Here is an 18,728-nt window from a genome sequence, read left to right as displayed (position 1 = left end):
CAAACTCAAGCTCAGGCAAACAACTTGCCAGGATTGAGTATTCCGTTCGGATCGAACACCGCTTTCACCCCGCGCATCAAGGCAATCTCAGCGGTGCTGCGGGTGCTTTCGAGGTATGCCCGCTTCACCAGCCCAATACCGTGCTCCGCGGAAATGCTTCCAGCATGCCGCTGCAAGGTCTCCGCCAACAGCTTGGTGACGTGCTCGCATTGCGCAATGAACTCCGCATCCGACAGCGTCCCGGGCTTCAACACATTGATGTGCAGATTGCCGTCACCGATATGTCCAAACCACACCACTTCCATATGCGGGTATTCCCGCGTGAGCAGTGCTTGAATCTCTTGCAGAAAACCCTGCACAGCACCGATGCGCACGGAAATATCGTTCTTGTAAGGCTTGTGTGCAGCGAGGCTTTCCGTAATGCCTTCACGCAAGCGCCACAATGCAGCGGCCTGCGCATCGCTTTGCGCCATCACGCCATCGGCAATCAATCCCTGCTCCACGCCTTGTTCGAATGTAGCTAGCGCCGTTTCCTGCGCGCGCTCGTCCACGGTATCGAATTCGGTGACCACGTAATACGGATAATCGCCATCGATCGCGCGCTGTGCGCCATGCGCCAATACGTGCTTGAGTGCGACATCGGTAAAGAACTCGAATGCTTGCAGCGACAATCGCTCGCGAAACAGTGCAAATACCTGCATCAGCGCATCCATGTCCGGCAGCGCCAGCAACATCACCTGCGAAGCCGGCGGTGGATCGGTGAGGCGTAATGTGGCCTCAACCACGATGCCTAGCGTACCTTCCGAGCCGATCATTAATTGCCGCAAGTCATAACCACTGGAGTTTTTGATCAAACCGCGATTGAGATCGAGCAACTCGCCGTTGCCGGCCACCACCTTGAGGCCCGCGATCCACTCACGCGTATTGCCATAGCGGATCACGCGGATGCCGCCGGCATTGGTAGCGATATTGCCGCCGATGGAACAAGAACCGCGCGCCGCGAAATCCACCGGATAGATCAAGCCATGCTCGCGCGCCGCCGTATGCACGGCCTCCAAAGCAATACCGGGCTGCACGGTCAGCGTACGATCGACCGCGTCGAAACCCAGTACCCGGTTCATGCGGGCCAAGCTAAGTACCAGCTCGCCGTTGGCTGCCACGGCGCCGCCGGAGAGGCCTGTGCGGCCGCCGGAGGGCACGATCGCCACCTTGTGCTGGTTGGCCCAACGCATGATCCCCTGCACCTCGTCGATCGAAGCAGGAAGGGCAATGGCTAGCGGGGACGGAGTCCAGCGCCGAGTCCAGTCGCGGCCGTAGTGCTCCAGGTCGCCGGGCTCGGTGAGCAGGCGCAGGTCGGGCCATTGGCTGGAAAGATCGGCGAGGGCTTGCAGGTTCATGGCAGCTCCGGAAGGGAAGCCCCCAGCCTGCCAGCGCCTGCCCCGCACGTCTAGTGCTGCGACGCGACAAAATCTGGCATAGTGTTTGGACTTCCAAACGCGACGCCCTCATGAAAACCTCGTTTCCCAAGCAAGACATCAAGGTACTGCTGCTCGAAGGCGTGAGCCGCACGGCGGTGGAGACGTTTCAGCGTGCTGGTTATAGCCAGATCGAATATCACGCCAAATCCTTGCCTGAGGACGAATTGAAAGCACGCATTGCCGATGCGCACATCATCGGCATCCGCTCGCGCACGCATCTCACGGCCGAGGTGTTGGAACACGCCAAGCGCCTGATCGCCGTTGGTTGCTATTGCATCGGCACCAACCAGGTTGATCTGGATGCCGCGGCCAAGCACGGTATTCCTGTCTTCAACGCGCCTTATTCCAATACACGCAGCGTCGCCGAACTGGTGATTGCCGAAGCGATCATGCTGTTGCGTGGCATTCCGCAGAGGAATGCGCTATGTCATCGCGGTGGCTGGACCAAGTCTGCGGCCGGCAGTTTCGAAGTGCGTGACAAAGTGATCGGCATTGTCGGCTATGGCCATATCGGCACGCAGGTCGGCGTGCTGGCAGAAAGCCTCGGCATGCGCGTGATCTTCCATGACATCGAAACCAAGCTTTCGCTCGGCAATGCGCGTGCGGCGGCAAGTCTGGACGATCTGCTCGAACGCGCGGACGTAGTCACGCTGCACGTTCCAGAAACGCCTGCAACGAAGCTGATGTTCGGCAAGAACGAAATCGCACGCATGAGCAAAGGTTCGGTGCTGATCAATGCTTCCCGCGGCACCGTGGTCGATATCGATGCGCTAGCCGACGCGCTGCGCAAGGAACATCTGGCCGGCGCGGCCATCGACGTGTTCCCAGTGGAACCGAAGAGCAATGACGATCCGTTCGTCTCGCCGCTGGTCGGCATGGACAATGTGATCCTTACGCCGCACATCGGCGGCAGCACGCTGGAAGCGCAGGACAACATCGGCATCGAAGTAGCGAGCAAGCTGGTGCGCTACAGCGACAACGGCTCCACGCTATCGGCCGTCAACTTCCCTGAAGTGACCTTGCCTGAGCATCTGCGTAGCCGCCGTTTGCTGCACATCCATCGCAATGTGCCCGGCGTGCTGTCTCGCATCAACGAACTGTTCTCCGCCGGCAACATCAACATTGATGCGCAGTTCCTGCAGACCAATGCGGATGTGGGTTATGTGGTGATCGACGTGTCCGCTGATGAACAACAGGCTGCACTGCTGAAAGAGAAGCTGGCGGCAATCCCGGGGACGCTGCGCACCCGCGTGCTCTATTGAAAGCTGGGCGTCAGGCTGGGCAACCCAGTCTGAACGCGTTTATTCAAGCCAAACCGCACTTATGCCGATAGCTCACATGACTCGGCACCCCCTTTTATTGCGGTTTTCCCATGACTTTTCGTTTTCGCGATTTGCGCATTGCTGTTCGACTCGGCCTGCTCGGCATCATCCTGCTGACGGCGACCGTTATCGTGGGTTTTGGCGGCTGGCGCGGACTGACACGCACACATGACCTGCAGGTGCGGTCGGCCGAGACGGCTGCCCAGTTTGCCGCGGCGGTCGACGCTGCACGTGTCGCCCAGGTCGATTTCAAGAAGCAGGTCCAGGAATGGAAGGACCTGCTGCTACGCGGTGCAGACGGTGCTGCCTTCAAGAAATACCACGATGCGTTCATTGCGCAGTCGCATGCCGTCGATGTCGACCTCGCAACGCTGAAGCGCCAGATGAGCGAACTCGGCCTTGACACACATGGCGTAGACAACGCCATGGCCACACACACCGACCTCGGCACCCAATACCTTGCCGCCATCCAGCATTACGACGCCAAGGACGAAAAAAGCGTGCACGTGGTCGACGGTCTGGTGGCAGGTATCGATCGCGCGCCGACCACGGCCATCGATGGACTGGTTACCGGAATGAAGCACGAAGCCGAGGCGGCATCCAAACGTATCGATGAGCAAAGTAGTGCAACCTTCAGGCAGGCGTGCGTGCTGCTGGCGTCGGTCGTACTGAGTGCGATGGTTGCTGGTGCCATACTGGTGATGCTGCTGGCCTACAGCATCACCGCACCGCTGGGACGCGCCGTGAAAGTGGCCGAAGCCGTGGCAGAAGGTGATCTTTCCACCGACATCGTTGCAGCGAGCCGCGATGAAACCGGCAAACTGCTTGCGGCGTTGGCGATGATGAACGGACAACTGCGCAACGTGGTGAGCGTGATCCGCACTGGTTCTACCGAAATCTCCGCGTCGACGCAGCAAATCGCCTCCGGCAACCAGGATCTTTCCCGGCGCACCAGCGAGCAGGCGGCAGCGCTGGAAGAAACGGCATCGTCGATGCAGCAGTTCACCCACAATGTGAATGCCAATGCCATGCGCGCGCATGAAGCGAGCCGCCTCGCCAAGTCCGCTTCCGACATTGCACACCAGAGCGGCACGGCGATGTCCGAAGCAGTCGGCGCGATGACGCAAGTACAGAACGTAGCCGGCCGCATCACTGACATTACCGAAACGATGGATCGCATTGCCACGCAAACGCACATCCTCGCGCTGAATGCCTCCGTAGAAGCAGCGCGGGCGGGCGAAGCCGGCAAGGGCTTCAACATCGTGGCGGCCGAAGTGCAGGCACTGGCACGTAGCTCGCGCACGGCGTCCAGTGAGATTCGCGCCTTGATCGAAGAATCCGTCACCATCATCGGAAGCGGCACGCAGATCATCGGTCGTGCGGAATCCATGGTCGGCAAGCTGCTTGGCAGCGTGGACGATGTCACCGATACAGTGGAATCCATCGCCACACTGAGTATGGAACAAGCCAACGGCATCCAGCAGGTAAACCGCGCCGTGCGGCAGATGGACGAGGTCACGCAGAACAATGCAGCCTTGGTGGAAGAAGCAGCGGCGGCTGCCGATACGGTGCAAGTACGTGCGCGTGCGCTGGTGCAAAGCGTGGAGTTCTTCAAACTCGACGCGAAAGCAGTAGCCTACGCGGGTCCGATGCAGAGCAGCCAAATGCAGGGGCACGCGGTGCAGCAGGTGCAGTTGAAGGCAGCTTGATTCGCGCGCCATCACTCCGAATGAAATGCCCATGGAAACACGCTTTCTCTCCCCTGTTCACAGGGGAGAGCAGCCTATTGCTCAAGCACTAAACCACAGCTTCTTTATGCTGCACGCTTCGCCACCTTGCGCGTCGATTTTTTACGTGGCTCGACAGCCGCTTCCTCCATGGCATGCTTATGCTGCATGCGCAGATGCTCACGGAATGCAGCCGCGTAATCTTTCAGCTCAGCCTTCCTGGTTGCTGCAAGCACCTTATCCTTGGCCAGATGCTGCTCCATCCGCTCCAGCAGATCATAGTCGTGATAATCGCGATACGGCTTAAGATCGAGATCCACCGGCACTTTGCTCAGACGCTCATCACCGATCTTCTTCACGTACTTTTGCATGAAGCGGTCATACGCCTTCCAGGTGACGCGATGCGCATGCACGGCAGCTTCCTCGGCACGCGTGGCGATCTGATGCGCGTGCATGTAATGCAGACCGAGCTGGTCGATGAGCGTTTTTTCCACTTCTTCATGCAAGATCAGAAAACGGTCCACCTCAATGATGCGGCCGCGGAAGCTAAACGACTTAGGCAGATGCCGGTCGATGTAGATGGTCTTACCGTCCTGGCTGTAACCGGCGAGGTAGGGAATGTCGTGCTTACGGTCGAACTTCTTAACCCGCCGCAGGACAGCGTCGAGTGCACGGTCCATCATCAGCGAGGAAATGTACCAATCAGGGGTTTTCAACTTCACGTGCGGGGCGTTGGGGTGACAGTTGTTCGACGGCATGGCGGCCAGCTCCTGGGTGGACTGGCGCTGAGACTAGCTTGTTGAGACCCGAAAAAGAAAAACGGCGCCAGAGGCGCCGCTTGTTCGTCTTGCGAATTGGTCGGGGCGGCCGGATTCGAACCGACGACCCTTTGCCCCCCAGGCAAATGCGCTACCAGGCTGCGCTACGCCCCGACTGATCCAGCAAAGAAAGAAATTGTAGCAGTACCGGCAGGTCTGCCGGTAGGTGGGCTCAGCGACGCAGCAGTGCCAGCACTTCCTCCAGTTCCATGCGCACCTGGCGCACGATCTGGTGCGACATGCTCGCTTCCATCCGGGCCTGTGGGCCTTCCAGACGCGCGCGCGCACCGGTGATGGTGAAGCCTTCGTCGTACAGCAAAGAGCGAATCTGCCGGATCATCAGAACGTCGTGGCGCTGGTAATACCGACGGTTGCCGCGACGCTTGACCGGGTTGAGCGCCGGGAACTCCTGCTCCCAATAGCGCAGCACATGGGGCTTCACCCCGCACAGTTCACTGACTTCACCGATGGTGAAGTAGCGCTTGGCCGGGATGGCGGGCAGCTCGGTGTTATTCCCCTGATCCAGCATAGCCCTCGACTCTCACCTTGAGTTTTTGTCCTGGCCGGAACGTCACCACACGACGGGCGGAGATGGGAATCTCTTCACCTGTCTTGGGATTGCGACCCGGTCGCTGGTTCTTCTGCCGCAGATCGAAATTGCCGAAACCGGACAATTTGACCTGTTCGCCACGTTCCAGAGCCTCGCGGACGACTTCGAAATAGGCGTCCACGAACTCCTTGGCTTCACGTTTGTTAAGGCCCACCTCGAGGAAGAGGCGCTCTGCCATCTCCGCCTTTGTCAGCGCCGCCATCTTACCCTCGCAATTTCGCCTCGCATGCAGCCCCCAGCGCCGACACCACATTTCGTACGCAGTTGTCCGCGTCGTCGTCGGTAAGGGTGCGTGAAGCGTCCTGCAAAATCAAGCCCATAGCGAGACTCTTTCGGCCCGCTTCGACCCCTTTTCCGCTGTAGCGATCAAACAGCCGCAGCTCTGCCAGGGTGGTGCCCAGGGTGCCGCGGACGGCCTGCTCAATCTGTGACCAGCTTACCTGTTCAGGTACGTCAACGGCGATGTCCCGACGCACCGCGGGGAAGCGTGGCACGGCCTGCGCCTTCGGCAGGCGGCGGGCGAGCAACGGGTCCAGGGCCAGTTCGAGTACGTGTACGTCCGGGCCGAGATCCAGGGTCTTGGCCAGGCGGGGGTGCAATGCGCCCAGGTAGCCGACCGTCTCGCCATCGCGCGAGACCCGGGCAGCCCGGCCAGGATGCAGCCAACCCGGCAGACTATCAGCATGGACCGCCCAGCGTCGTGGCTCACCGCCCCAGGCGATCAGGGCATCCAGGTCACCCTTGAGGTCGAAGAAATCGAGCGGGCGTGAAGCCTCGCCCCACTGCTCCGCATGGGCGTTGCCACTGGCCACGATCGCGAGGCTGGGCGTTTCGACTGGCGGGTTACCTGCGGCGAACACACGGCCTAGTTCGAACAGGCGCACGCGATCCTGCTGGCGTGCGCGGTTGTGCGACAGCGCCTCGATCAGCCCAGGCAGCAGCGACGGGCGCATCACCGCCAGATCGGCCGACAGCGGATTGGCCAGCGGGACCAACTGATCAGTCATGCCCCAGCGCTGCAGCACATCGTTACCGATGAAGGCGAGATTCACCGCTTCGTAGTAGCCACGCGCCGCCAACTGTTCGCGCACCGCCAGCTCATGCAGGCGCTCCTCGGGTTCAACGGCGAGCGTCAGAGCACCGCCCGGCGTATGCGTCGGGATATTTTCGTAGCGATGGATGCGTGCCACTTCTTCGATGAGGTCTTCTTCGCGCTCGATGTCGAAGCGTCTGCTCGGCGCGGTGACACGCCAACCATCTACCACTGCTTCGATCTTCATGCCGAGCGCGGTGAAGATGCGTACGACTTCGTCATCCGCAACGCTCAATCCGAGCACACGCGCCAGTCGCGCGCGCCGAAGCAGGATCGGCTTCGGCGAAACCAGGCTTTCCGGCAACGTCACATCGAGCAGCGGGCCGGGGACACCACCGGCGATGTCGAGGATCAAACGCGTTGCGTATTCCACGGCAGCGCCTGGTAGTTCCGGATCGACGCCGCGCTCGAAACGATGTCCTGCATCGGTGTACATGCCCAGCTTGCGGCTGCGGCCGATGATGGCTGATGGAATCCAGTGCGCGGCTTCAAGAAACACGTTGCGCGTGTCATCAGTGACACGCGTTTCCGAACCACCCATGATGCCGCCCAGCGCAACGGCACGTGCACCTCGACCACCACGACTGTCGGACACCACGAGAAAGTCTTTGTCCAATGTCACCGTGCGTCCGTCGAGCAACGCCAGCGATTCGTTTTCCCGCGCCGGACGCACAACGACGTCGCCGTCCAGCTTGTCTTTGTCGAAAGCATGCATCGGTTGCCCGAGTTCCAGCATCACGTATTGCGTGACGTCGACGAGGAAACTGATGGGACGCAAGCCGCTACGACGCAACCGCTCGGCCATCCATACAGGCGTTTGAGCTTTGGCGTTTACGTTATCGATAACGCGACCAACGAAGCGTGGCACACGTGAGCCTGCTTCGAGCGCGACGTTCATCGCGGCGTCGCTCTGCGGAGATACGGGTTGGGTATCGAGTGGAATCACCTCGCCGCTCAACGCAGCAGCGACATCGAATGCGATGCCACGCACGCTGAAACAATCGGCGCGGTTGGGCGTGAGCTTGATCTCGATGGTGGCATCAGGCAGGCCGAGATACGACGCAAGTGGCGTACCGACGGGCGCGTCGGCGGGCAACTCAAGGAGACCCGACGCGTCGGGATCGACACCCAGCTCCTTGGCCGAGCAAAGCATGCCGAACGATTCCACGCCGCGCAGCTTCGCCGCCTTGATGGCAGTGCCGCCCGGCAAGTTGGCACCCACGGTTGCCAACGGTGCGACCAGACCGGCGCGCGCGTTGGGCGCGCCGCAAACGATCTGCACCATGCCGTTGCCGGTGTCCACTTCGCACACCTGCAAGCGATCGGCCTCCGGATGCTTCTGCGCGCTGACGATGCGCGCAACGATCACGCCATCGAGCGCATTGCCCAAGGGTGTGACGTCCTCGACTTCCAGGCCGATCGCCGTGAGCGTCGCAGCAAGTTCGTCGCTCGAAGCGCGCGTCGGAACATGGTGCCGCAGCCAATTTTCGGAGAATTTCATGCGTGTCGGTTCCTGCAGCGTTTACGCGAATTGCTTGAGGAAGCGCAGATCGTTCTCGAAGAACGCGCGCAGGTCGGAAACGCCATAACGCAACATGGCGAAGCGCTCCACACCAAGGCCGAAGGCAAAGCCGGTGTAACGCTCCGGATCGATGCCACAGTTCTTCAGCACATTCGGATGCACCATGCCGCAGCCGAGCACTTCCAACCAGCGGGTGCTGCCGTCTTCCGCATCCCAGCGAATGTCTACTTCGGCCGAGGGTTCAGTGAAGGGGAAGAAGCTGGGACGGAAGCGCATTTCCAAATCGCGCTCGAAGAAGGCACGGATAAATTCGGCCAGCGTGCCTTTCAGGTCGGCGAAACTGGAGGTTTCATCCACCAGCAGGCCTTCGATCTGGTGGAACATCGGCGAGTGCGTCTGATCCGAATCGCTACGGTAGACCTTGCCGGGTGCGATCACGCGAATCGGCGGCTGGCGACCTATCATCGAACGGATCTGCACCGGTGAGGTATGCGTACGCAGCAGGCGGCCGTCACCGAAGTAGAAGGTGTCGTGCATCGCCCGCGCCGGGTGGTGCGGCGGGAAGTTCAACGCTTCGAAGTTGTGCCAGTCGTCTTCGATCTCGGGGCCATCGGCACGCTGATAGCCGAGGCGCGCGAAGATCGCAGCGATACGCTCAAGCGCCCGCGTGATGGGATGAATGCCACCACGCTCGCCGTGGCGGCCAGGCATGCTGATGTCGAGCTTTTCGGAAGCAAGGCGGCGATCAAGTTCAGCCTGTTCCAACGTCTGCTTGCGCGCGGCCAACGCGTCGTTGAGGCGTTCCTTCAGACGATTCACTTCGGCGCCGCGCGCTTTGCGTTCTTCCGGCGACAGCGTGCCAAGCGCTTTCAGTGCGGCGGTGACGATGCCGCTCTTGCCGAGCAGGCTTACGCGCAAGGCGTCGAGCGCTTCGAGCGTGTCGCTCTTGTCGATTTCCGTCAGCGCCTCACTGGCGCGGGTGTCGAGGTCTTCCATCGATGTGGTCTCGGCCTGATTCATGTTGTTAGCCCCTCCGTATCCACATCCCACCATGAAGCTCCATTTTGCCTTGCCGTCATTTCCGCGAAAGCGGGAATGACGGCACAAAGGGAGATCAGCGAAATGAGTAGATACCGATACCTTTCAGCAGAAGCTCAAATAAAAACGGGGAGAAGGCTTAAGGCCTTCTCCCCGCTTGATTCACATCATTTCGTCAGTGTTCGACGATCAAGCGGCCAGACTGGCCTTCGCCTTTTCCGCGATGGCCCCAAACGCCTTGATGTCGTGCACGGCGATATCGGCCAGCACTTTGCGGTCCACCGTGATACCGGCCTTGGCAAGACCGTTGATCAGGCGGCTGTAGGACAGGCCGAACTGACGGGCAGCAGCATTGATACGCACGATCCACAGGGCGCGGAACTGGCGCTTCTTCTGCTTGCGGCCAATATAGGCGTACTGACCGGCCTTGATGACGGCCTGGTTGGCAACGCGGAAGACCTTGCGACGGGCATTGTAGTAACCCTTCGCGCGGCCAATGATCTTCTTGTGACGACGACGGGCGGTAACGCCACGCTTAACACGAGCCATGGTTCAGTCCTCCCGTCTCAGAGATACGGCAACATGCGTGCGACGCCCTTGGTGTCGCATGCCTTGACGTGGTTGGTGGCGCGCAGGTTGCGCTTACGCTTGGTCGACTTCTTGGTCAGGATGTGCGACTTGAAGGCATGACCAGCCTTGAACTTACCCGACGCGGTCTTGCGAAAACGCTTCGCCGCCGCGCGGTTGGTCTTGATCTTGGGCATTTGAGTGCTCCTTGATGGGGATGCCTGCTCGATGAAGAGCAGCCCCGGTTTCTGACTGATCTGGCGGCAGCCCCTGGGGTCTGCGCTTTCCGTCCTGCCACGATCGGTTCACGACCCTTCCTTGCGGGTCGAACTGACAAGTATACGCAAAGGGCCGGGCTGGCGCCAGCCAAATTCTTCCAAGAGCTGCCCTCCCGCCAGGAGAGGGGTCGGGATGAGGCCGGGTTAGCCGGAAACCCCGCTTCGCACCCACCCTCAACCGCCCTTCGGGCACCTTCTCCCGGAGGGAGAAGGATATCGAGCGGGACTTACTTCTTCTTCGGCCCGATCATCATCACCATCTGCCGGCCTTCCAGGCGCGGGAAGGACTCGACCACACCGTTCTCGCCCACATCTTCCTGGATGCGCTTGGCGAGCTCCTGGCCGAGGTCCTGATGGGACATCTCACGACCACGGAAGCGGATGGTGACCTTGACCTTGTCGCCCTCTTCCAGGAAGCGAAGCATGTTGCGCAGCTTGATCTGGTAGTCGCCCACGTCCGTGACCGGACGGAACTTCACTTCCTTGATCTCGACCTGCTTCTGCTTCTTCTTGGCGGCCTGGGCCTTCTTCTGGGCTTCGAACTTGAACTTGCCGTAATCCATGATGCGGCAGACGGGCGGGTCACCGTTCGGCTGGATCTCAACCAGATCGAGCCCTGCCTCCTCGGCGGCGCGCAGCGCCTCGTCGCGGGTGAGGATACCGAGCTGCTCGGAATCCGGTCCGATCACACGCACACGCGGTACGCGGATCTCATGGTTGCGGCGGTTGCCCTTAGTTTCTGTGGTGGCGATACCACTATCCTCCAGAAGGTGTTTTACATTGGCCGGGCGGCTTGATCAGCGCCGCGTTTCGGCCTCCAGGCGTCCGATGAAGCTGGCCAGCGGCATGCTGCCAAGGTCTTCACCCGAGCGCGTACGCACGGAAACAGTGCCCGACTCCTTTTCGCGATCGCCGACCACAAGCAGGTAGGGCACTTTCTGCAACGTATGTTCGCGGATTTTATAGCCGACCTTTTCGTTGCGCAAATCGGCGTGTACGCGGAAGCCTTTGTCCACAAGGGCTTGCGCCACCTCGCGGACATAGTCGGATTGGGCATCCGTAATACTGAAGACCTGCGCCTGCACCGGCGCCAGCCACGGCGGCAGATTGCCGGCATGGTGTTCGATCAGAATGCCGATGAAACGCTCCATCGAGCCCACGATTGCCCGATGCAGCATTACCGGATGGCGACGCTGGCTGTGCTCGTCCACGTACTCGGCGCCCAAGCGCTCGGGCATCATGAAATCCACCTGCATGGTGCCGACCTGCCAGGCGCGGCCGATCGAATCCTTCATGTGGTACTCGATCTTCGGGCCATAGAACGCACCCTCGCCCGGTAGCTCGTCCCACTCCACCCCGGCCGAATGCAGCGCGGCACGCAGGGCGTTCTCGGCACGATCCCACACCTCGTCGCTGCCGAGGCGTTTGTCGGGGCGCATGGCAATCTTCAACGCGATGTCGTCGAAGCCAAAGTCGGCGTACACCTTCATGGCCTGCTGGTGGAACGCGGTCACTTCCAATTCAATCTGGTCTTCCGTGCAGAAGATGTGACCATCGTCCTGCGTAAACGCACGCACGCGCATGATGCCGTGCAAGGCACCTGACGGTTCGTTGCGGTGGCAGCCGCCGAACTCACCATAACGGATCGGCAGGTCGCGGTAGCTGTGCAGGTTCGTGTTGTAGATCTGCACGTGACCGGGGCAGTTCATCGGCTTGAGCGCGTAGGTGCGCTTTTCCGATTCCGTGAAGAACATGTTTTCCTGATAGTTGTCCCAGTGGCCGGATTTCTTCCACAGGCTCACGTCCATGATCTGCGGGCCGCGCACTTCCTGGTAGCCGCTCTTGCGGTACACGCCACGTACGTACTGTTCCACCGTCTGCCAGATGGCCCAACCATTGGGATGCCAGAACACCATGCCGGGCGCTTCTTCCTGCTGGTGGAACAGGTCCAGCGCCTTGCCGATCTTGCGGTGATCGCGCTTCTCGGCCTCTTCCAGCTGATGCAGGTAGGCCTTCAGATCCTTGTCATTCAACCATGCCGTGCCGTACACGCGCGTGAGCATGGCGTTGTTGGAATCGCCACGCCAATAGGCGCCCGCCACCTTCATCAGCTTGAAAGCACGCAGCTTGCCTGTGTTGGGCACGTGCGGGCCACGGCACAGGTCGGTGAATTCGCCTTGCGTATAGAGCGAAAGCTCTTCGTTCTGCGGAATGCTTTCGATGATCTCGGCCTTGTAGGCCTCACCGATGCCGCGGAAGAACGTGATCGCGTCATCGCGCGATTTCACACTGCGCGTGACGGGCAGCTGTTCCTTCACGATCTTTTCCATCTCCGCCTCGATCTTCACCAGATCATCGGGCGTAAAAGGACGTTCGTAGGCGAAGTCGTAATAGAAGCCATTGTCGATCACTGGGCCGATCGTGACCTGCGCACCGGGAAACAGGCGCTGCACAGCCTGGGCGAGCAGATGCGCCGTGGAGTGGCGCAGGATCTCCAACGCCTCCGGGCTTTTCTCAGTGACGATTTCCAGACTGGCGTTGTGGCCGATCGTGAAACTGGCGTCGACCAGCTTGCCATCCACCTTGCCAGCCAGGGTGGCCTTGGCCAGGCCGGCGCCAATGGAGGCAGCCACGTCCTGTACCGTGACGGGGTGGTCGAAGGGGCGTTTGCTGCCGTCGGGTAGCGTGATTTCGATCATGGGGCGGTATCTCGGAAAAACAAAAAGGGCGCCACACGCGCCCTTTTCACGGAAAAGACAAGCGTGGCGGGGTCAGTGCTGGAAGCTCGTAGTTGTCATGTCGCACACTCGACCGGCGTCTGGGCGCGGGCCACCTTGTCTCTAAAGTTAGGAACCGAACGCTAGTTTAGCGCAGCGGCCGTGTCAATTCAGCGACGACCAGCCAGCTATACAATGCGAATATCACTTCAAGGACATTGCGATGCGCGTACTCGTCACTGGCTCGGCTGGCTTTATTGGCGCCGCTCTCACGGAGCGGCTTCTGGCCCGCGGCGATCAGGTTTATGGCATCGACAACCACAACGATTATTACGACCCTGCGTTGAAAGAGGCTCGCCTGGCTCGCTTCGCTGGACATTCCCATTACACGCACCTGCGTGGCGACCTGGCCGATGCCAATGCGGTGAATCAGGTCTTCCACGATTTCCAGCCCCAGCGCGTGGTCAATCTCGCGGCCCAAGCCGGCGTCCGCTACTCGCTAAAAAATCCACATGCCTATGTACAGAGCAATCTAGTCGGCTTCGTCAACATCCTGGAAGCTTGCCGCCACCATAAGGTGGAGCACCTGGTCTACGCCTCATCCAGCTCAGTCTATGGCGCCAATCGCAAGCTTCCATTCGCCGTGGAGGATGCCGTCGACCACCCGGTGAGCCTGTACGCCGCCAGCAAAAAGGCCAACGAATTGATGGCGCACACCTATAGCCATCTGTACGACCTACCCACCACCGGCCTGCGCTTCTTCACCGTATACGGTCCATGGGGCCGTCCAGACATGTCCCCGATCCTGTTCGCCGATCGCATCGTGCGCGGCGAGCCGATCGACGTGTTCAACCATGGCAACCATAGCCGCGACTTTACCTATGTCGACGACATTGTCGAAGGCGTGATCCGCACGCTCGATCAAATCGCTCAGCCTGACCTGACCTACGATGCGACACAGCCGAACCCCGGCACGTCCACCGCACCGTATCGCCTGTACAACATCGGCAATGATCAGCCCGTACCGTTGATGCATTTCATCGAGTTGATGGAGCGGAACCTGGGCCGCACGGTCGAGAAGCGCTTGCTCCCGATGCAGCCAGGTGATGTGCCGGACACCTGGGCAGACGTATCGGCGCTGCGGCGCGATGTCGGTTATGCGCCGAATACGTCAATCGAGGAAGGCGTGGCGAAGTTCGTGAAGTGGTATCGCGAATACCACCATATTCCCGCGTAGGTTGGGGTGTAAACTCCAGCATTGCCATGCAGATCAGGATCTCGGTGTTGGGGTTTGCACCCCAACCTACATTGGCTTGGCGATCACCAAAAACACGATGCCTAGCAACAGCAATATCGGCAGCTCATTCAACAGTCGCAGGGTGCGCGCCGAGGGCAGCGCACCACCTTTCTCGCTGCGCTTGAGCAAACGCCCTGTCCAAACGAAATAGACCAGCAGCAAGACCACCAGCGTGAGTTTGGCGTCGATCCAATGTGACGAACCGACGACGTTCGGCAATGCATGGGGAAAGACACGCCAGCCCTGCCACAGGGTCAGGCCGAACAGAAAGGCGATACCGAACAGGTTATGGCCAAAGCGATACAGCCGGCGCCCCATCAGGCAAAGACGTGCCCTCACTGCCGGTTCGTCGCCCGCCTCGGCGATATTCACCAGAATCCTCGGCAAGTAAAACACCGCCGCAATCCAGGCCATCACAAACACGACATGCAGGCTTTTGATCCACAGATAGGTCATGACGGCTCCGCGCAGAGAGGACAACGTGCGGGATGGTACGTGGATTGGATGTTTGCGTCAGCGGTTGCGGCCACAAGTCACATGGCGTTCCTGCGAACGCGCAACGTGCCGGACTGCGTTTCAACGTTCAGCCCAACACCGCTTTCCTAGTGCAGCCGCATAACCCGTCACGCCCGTGGCAATACCATCCTGAAATCCGTCCCCTGCCCCAACTGACTTGCAACCGTCATGGCGCCGCCGTGCCGCTCGATCACCGCTTTCACGAACGGCAGCCCTAGCCCGACACCCATATCCCCTTCGCTTTTGCCGCCTCCTGCCTGAAAGAAGGGGTCGAACAAATGCGGCAAGTCTTCTTCGGCAATGCCGATGCCCTGATCGACGATATGCAAGACCATGCCGTCCTCGCTTTCATCTACCAGGCGCACGGTAATGGCGGTATGGGACGGGGAGTACTTGAGTGCGTTGTCGATCACATTGACCAAAGCGCGGATCAACATGTCCGGGCTACCCATCAACAGCGTGTCGTCCAGATCGCATTCCGGACCGATCAGCTCGATCGCCTTGCTCTCCGCTGTCGGCCATAGCTGATCCACGGCTTCGGTAGCGACATCCAGCAAGGCTACCGGTACAAAGCTGTCGCGATGAATCTGTTCCGCGCGTGAGAGCTGAAGAAAGTCCTTTGCCACGCGTAGCGAGTAATCCGCTTGTCGGCGCAAGTCTTCAAGAAACGCGCGATCGTGCGGAGTCTCTTGGTGTTGCCCTTCGGCACGTTCTTCAATCAGCGCAAGAATGGTAGATAGCGGGCTACGCAAGTCGTGAGCGATATGCCGCAAGGCTTGCTTGTCGTGTGTAATGCTCTGCTTGATGCGGGTGATGTCGACCAGACAGACCAGAAACGATACCCGCTCCTCCTCCAGCCTGGGATGCAAGGAAGTATCGGCACTGGCGTAAGGCACATAGAACAACATGTGCTCACGACCACCTAATGTGATCTCCACGCTGGTGCTCTCGTCGCCGCGGCAATGTTTACGCACCAACTGCTGCACGTCGCCCAGCGATATGCTTGCCTGATCCCCCACGGGCTCAGCCAGCATGTCAGCCGCCGCCCCGTTCCACACAGAGACCTTCTGATCCACCACGACGAATACTGGATAGGGCAGCTGGTTGATCATGCTGACGAATGTGCTTTGCAAGCTACGCATTTCGCGCATCACGTGCCGCGCTTCACGCAACGGATCGCGGATAGGGCCTGATGGCGCAGGCGCAGCAGCTTCAGCTACGTTCACCGCGGATGCGATCGCACGCAGTTTGCCAACCTCCCGCTTCAGCAGATTTTGCGTACGGCGCAAGCGCTCCCAAGCGAAATGCGTGTAGATAAAAACACCTACCAAGGGCAGCAGCCCTAAACCCAACCACCGATGTAACACCGCCAGCAACAGCACGGGAACCAGAAACATCAGCAAAAACCAGCCGAGTGCCGCAGCGTGCATCCAACGCCCCGGTATCAGCGCGCAAATCAGCACCATTCCCAAGGCAATCGCCAGATAGATCGGCACGGCGGCGATCCCAGGCAATTCGCTCGCCATATTGCCGCTGAGCACCGCGTCGGTCATCAACGCGTCCAGTTGCGGTCGCGATACCGCATCCATATTGAGCGAGGAAATCTGAAAGCCCGCATCCTCACCCACTGCTTCGCCAACAAAGACGATGCGATCATCGAAGGCATTTGCCGGTACCTTGCCATCGAGCACATCTGCAAACGAGTATTGCGGCAGAGGCTGCTGCCCGCCGAGCATCACCAGCACTGCATCCGTTCGCGAACGCGACATGGACAACGCATAGGAACGCCGATGCACATGTGACTGCTCGTGCACATGTTCCGCATCTGCAACGCGGATGGCTTCCAACACAATGTTTGGATAGCCGCCCTGTGTGGCGGACAGATAGGGCACGAAGCCAGTGACGACACCATAGTGCCCGAGCGTGACATGACGCTGCCCGCGCCCGGCAGCGGCCGCGCCAAGAATTCCCGGCAGCGTATCCGCTTTCTGACCCGCACCCCCTCCGACCACAGGCAGCACAATGCGAGCGCTGTGAGCCATGGCGACGGCCAAAGCCTCCGTGTGCATATCGTTGCCGAGAGGATAGTCGAGGGTGATGCTTGCGGCCTGATCGAGGCGCTGTAACAAAGCACGGGTACGTGCAGTGATGCCATCCGTACCGTATTCACCCAGGGTCTTGTCGTCGATCAGCACCACCGCCACTTGATTGGAGCCGGGATGCGCAAATAACCGGGAAGCCGTATCGAACCACACCTTGTCGAAGGCGCCGGACATCGAAGCACCCATGGGATGCCAGCTGAAGGCGGCCAGCAACAGCAAAATGCCAATAAAGAAGATGCGCGCCCATGCAGTGCGGGAAAGGCGTCGTATGTTGACTTTGCTCGGCAACATCTGGCGCTCCCTGTTCAATGGTGCGGCCTATGCCATCTCTCCTTTGAGCAAGGAGCAGACCGATGCGTAGGCTGCAGTGCCAACCTATGCATACGGCGATCAATATATCGACGTGGTACGCGGCGCAGAAGCCCGCAAGCCCCGAGCAACAGCTTGACGGCGACCTGCCTGCGGCAGCTCTTCCAGACGGTAGCCATGGTTGTACACGGTGGAAATCAGCATGCCGTTCTTGGCGCGCAATTGCAGCGCATGACGCAGTTTGCTCACATACGTCGCCAGCGTGGCGTCGTACTTGCGGTCATTCTCGCCCCAGATCTCTTCGCACAGCTCTTCCTTGGTGACTACGCAGCCGACCTTGCGGAAGAAGTACATGGCAAGATCGAATTCGCGGACAGGCAGGTTCACCAGCTTCTGGCCATCGACGCCATCGACCAGCACGCTGCGCGCATCGGCATCCATGGTGTAGCGGCCCACTTTGATCTTTTTGTCACGCAAAGCTTCCGGGTAATACTTGCGTGCTTGCGCTCGAATACGGGCGACCAGTTCCTGCTCACGGGCCGGCTTCACCAGATAATCATCGGCACCGCTATCCAGGCCCTGCACGATGCTGCTTTCATCGTCATGCTGAGTCAGCATGATGATCGGCACCTCGGCGTGTTCACGCGTGGTGCGTGCCCACTTCAGGACTTCGATGCCGCACTTGCCAGGTACGTCCCAATCCAGCAGCAACATGTCAGCCGGCTCGTTCTCAAGCATGCTCACAAAACTGTCGCCGTCATGGCGAATCACGCTTTCATAGCCCGCCCGATGCAACCAGTTGGCGACAGAGTGAGCCTGCTTCACGGTGTCTTCGAGAATGGCGATGCGCAAGGTCGTGTCCTCAGGTAGTGGATGATTTCCCGGACTGGCCGCCCAATCCCCTGGCCTTCTTTTCTTTCTCAGCACCGTTTTTGCCTTGGCGCCCGTCAAGTCCGGGTGTTCCCGTTTGGGATGCAAAAATCCTAAGAATCTCAATACGGCAAGAACATAGGATCAGTACGAATCTCGACCTGTGGGTGCACCATTGTGCTGAACCGCCAGAAATAGAAAGGCCCCCTTTCGGGGGCCAGAAGCTTCATCCTAGGGGGTCGATGAAGCTCAGGGTTGCTAACCACCGGTCTCGCAGAGGAATGGCCAACCGGCGACTACAGATTGCATCGGAAGGAAGCCGCAAGAAATCAGGAAGCAGCCCGACATTTTGTCAGATTAGTACTACAGACGAGTCCCAGTTAAGCATCCAGGTGAAAACACGCTGATGCCTATGACGCGCAACAAAAAAGCCGCCCTCTGTGGAGGACGGCTTTCGCATTTTT

At 59.8% G+C, this 18,728-nt stretch carries 16 protein-coding genes and 1 tRNA gene; 3 read left to right on the top strand and 14 right to left on the bottom strand.

Translation table 11 applies throughout. From position 1 onward, the window contains the following. Positions 1-11: 11 nt before the first annotated feature. Positions 12-1,397, bottom strand: coding sequence for an FAD-binding oxidoreductase (locus IEX75_RS12645; protein ID WP_188794668.1), 1,386 nt, complete (start codon positions 1,395-1,397; stop codon positions 12-14). Between the two features lie 110 nt (positions 1,398-1,507). Between IEX75_RS12645 and serA the strand changes: the two genes are divergently transcribed. Together serA and IEX75_RS12635 are read left to right on the top strand one after the other, a co-directional pair. Continuing rightward, positions 1,508-2,740 carry a phosphoglycerate dehydrogenase gene (serA, locus tag IEX75_RS12640; RefSeq protein WP_188794667.1) on the top strand — a complete coding sequence of 411 codons (1,233 nt, stop codon included), beginning with the start codon at positions 1,508-1,510 and terminating at the stop codon, positions 2,738-2,740. 110 nt (positions 2,741-2,850) lie between these two features. Continuing rightward, positions 2,851-4,509 carry a methyl-accepting chemotaxis protein gene (locus tag IEX75_RS12635; protein ID WP_188794666.1) on the top strand — a complete coding sequence of 553 codons (1,659 nt, stop codon included), beginning with the start codon at positions 2,851-2,853 and terminating at the stop codon, positions 4,507-4,509. Positions 4,510-4,613: 104 nt separating this feature from the next. On the opposite strand, the gene IEX75_RS12630 is transcribed toward IEX75_RS12635, so the two are convergent. The 10 genes from IEX75_RS12630 to thrS all read right to left on the bottom strand — a co-directional run bounded on the left by IEX75_RS12630 (position 4,614) and on the right by thrS (position 13,152). Next, on the bottom strand, positions 4,614-5,285 hold the full coding sequence (locus tag IEX75_RS12630; RefSeq protein WP_188794665.1) for a hypothetical protein: 672 nt from the start codon (positions 5,283-5,285) through the stop codon (positions 4,614-4,616). Positions 5,286-5,382: 97 nt separating this feature from the next. Next, positions 5,383-5,459 (bottom strand) — tRNA-Pro (locus tag IEX75_RS12625). Between the two features lie 58 nt (positions 5,460-5,517). Further along, positions 5,518-5,874 carry a MerR family transcriptional regulator gene (locus IEX75_RS12620; RefSeq protein ID WP_115493718.1) on the bottom strand — a complete coding sequence of 119 codons (357 nt, stop codon included), beginning with the start codon at positions 5,872-5,874 and terminating at the stop codon, positions 5,518-5,520. Next, positions 5,855-6,157 carry an integration host factor subunit alpha gene (gene ihfA, locus IEX75_RS12615; protein ID WP_115477488.1) on the bottom strand — a complete coding sequence of 101 codons (303 nt, stop codon included), beginning with the start codon at positions 6,155-6,157 and terminating at the stop codon, positions 5,855-5,857. Before ihfA ends, IEX75_RS12620 begins: the two co-directional genes overlap by 20 nt. Position 6,158: 1 nt before the next feature. Further along, positions 6,159-8,549 carry a phenylalanine--tRNA ligase subunit beta gene (gene pheT, locus IEX75_RS12610; RefSeq protein WP_188794664.1) on the bottom strand — a complete coding sequence of 797 codons (2,391 nt, stop codon included), beginning with the start codon at positions 8,547-8,549 and terminating at the stop codon, positions 6,159-6,161. Positions 8,550-8,570: 21 nt separating this feature from the next. Beyond that, positions 8,571-9,566 (bottom strand): phenylalanine--tRNA ligase subunit alpha, encoded by a 996-nt coding sequence (gene pheS, locus IEX75_RS12605; RefSeq protein WP_188795650.1) that lies wholly within the window; start codon positions 9,564-9,566, stop codon positions 8,571-8,573. A 231-nt stretch (positions 9,567-9,797) separates the two neighbouring features. Further along, positions 9,798-10,157, bottom strand: a complete 360-nt coding sequence (rplT, locus tag IEX75_RS12600; protein WP_128898432.1) for a 50S ribosomal protein L20 — start codon at positions 10,155-10,157, stop codon at positions 9,798-9,800. A gap of 17 nt (positions 10,158-10,174) precedes the next feature. Further along, on the bottom strand, positions 10,175-10,372 hold the full coding sequence (gene rpmI / locus IEX75_RS12595; RefSeq protein WP_019467379.1) for a 50S ribosomal protein L35: 198 nt from the start codon (positions 10,370-10,372) through the stop codon (positions 10,175-10,177). A gap of 308 nt (positions 10,373-10,680) precedes the next feature. Beyond that, a complete protein-coding gene (gene infC, locus IEX75_RS12590; protein ID WP_284358162.1) occupies positions 10,681-11,205 on the bottom strand; it encodes a translation initiation factor IF-3 in 525 nt (174 codons plus the stop codon). 45 nt (positions 11,206-11,250) lie between these two features. Further along, a complete protein-coding gene (thrS, locus tag IEX75_RS12585) occupies positions 11,251-13,152 on the bottom strand; it encodes a threonine--tRNA ligase (protein WP_188794663.1) in 1,902 nt (633 codons plus the stop codon). A 241-nt stretch (positions 13,153-13,393) separates the two neighbouring features. Here thrS and IEX75_RS12580 point away from each other — a divergent pair, with 241 nt between their 5' ends. After that, entirely contained in the window at positions 13,394-14,407 is a 1,014-nt protein-coding gene (locus IEX75_RS12580) for an NAD-dependent epimerase (RefSeq protein WP_188794662.1), read from the top strand. 66 nt (positions 14,408-14,473) lie between these two features. Here the strand turns inward: IEX75_RS12580 and IEX75_RS12575 are convergent, their stop codons facing one another. From IEX75_RS12575 to IEX75_RS12565, 3 genes are all read right to left on the bottom strand, one after another. Beyond that, a complete protein-coding gene (locus IEX75_RS12575; RefSeq protein ID WP_188794661.1) occupies positions 14,474-14,923 on the bottom strand; it encodes a CopD family protein in 450 nt (149 codons plus the stop codon). Between the two features lie 167 nt (positions 14,924-15,090). Then, positions 15,091-17,376, bottom strand: a complete 2,286-nt coding sequence (locus IEX75_RS12570) for an ATP-binding protein (protein WP_188794660.1) — start codon at positions 17,374-17,376, stop codon at positions 15,091-15,093. A gap of 99 nt (positions 17,377-17,475) precedes the next feature. Continuing rightward, positions 17,476-18,246, bottom strand: a complete 771-nt coding sequence (locus tag IEX75_RS12565) for a response regulator transcription factor (protein ID WP_188794659.1) — start codon at positions 18,244-18,246, stop codon at positions 17,476-17,478. Positions 18,247-18,728: the final 482 nt, after the last annotated feature.

The sequence above is a fragment of the Dyella nitratireducens genome (assembly GCF_014642835.1).
In the GTDB taxonomy this organism is placed as follows: domain Bacteria; phylum Pseudomonadota; class Gammaproteobacteria; order Xanthomonadales; family Rhodanobacteraceae; genus Dyella_B; species Dyella_B nitratireducens.
The sequence above is the reverse complement of the archived record's forward strand: the minus strand, read 5'-3'. Positions and strand labels throughout refer to the sequence as shown.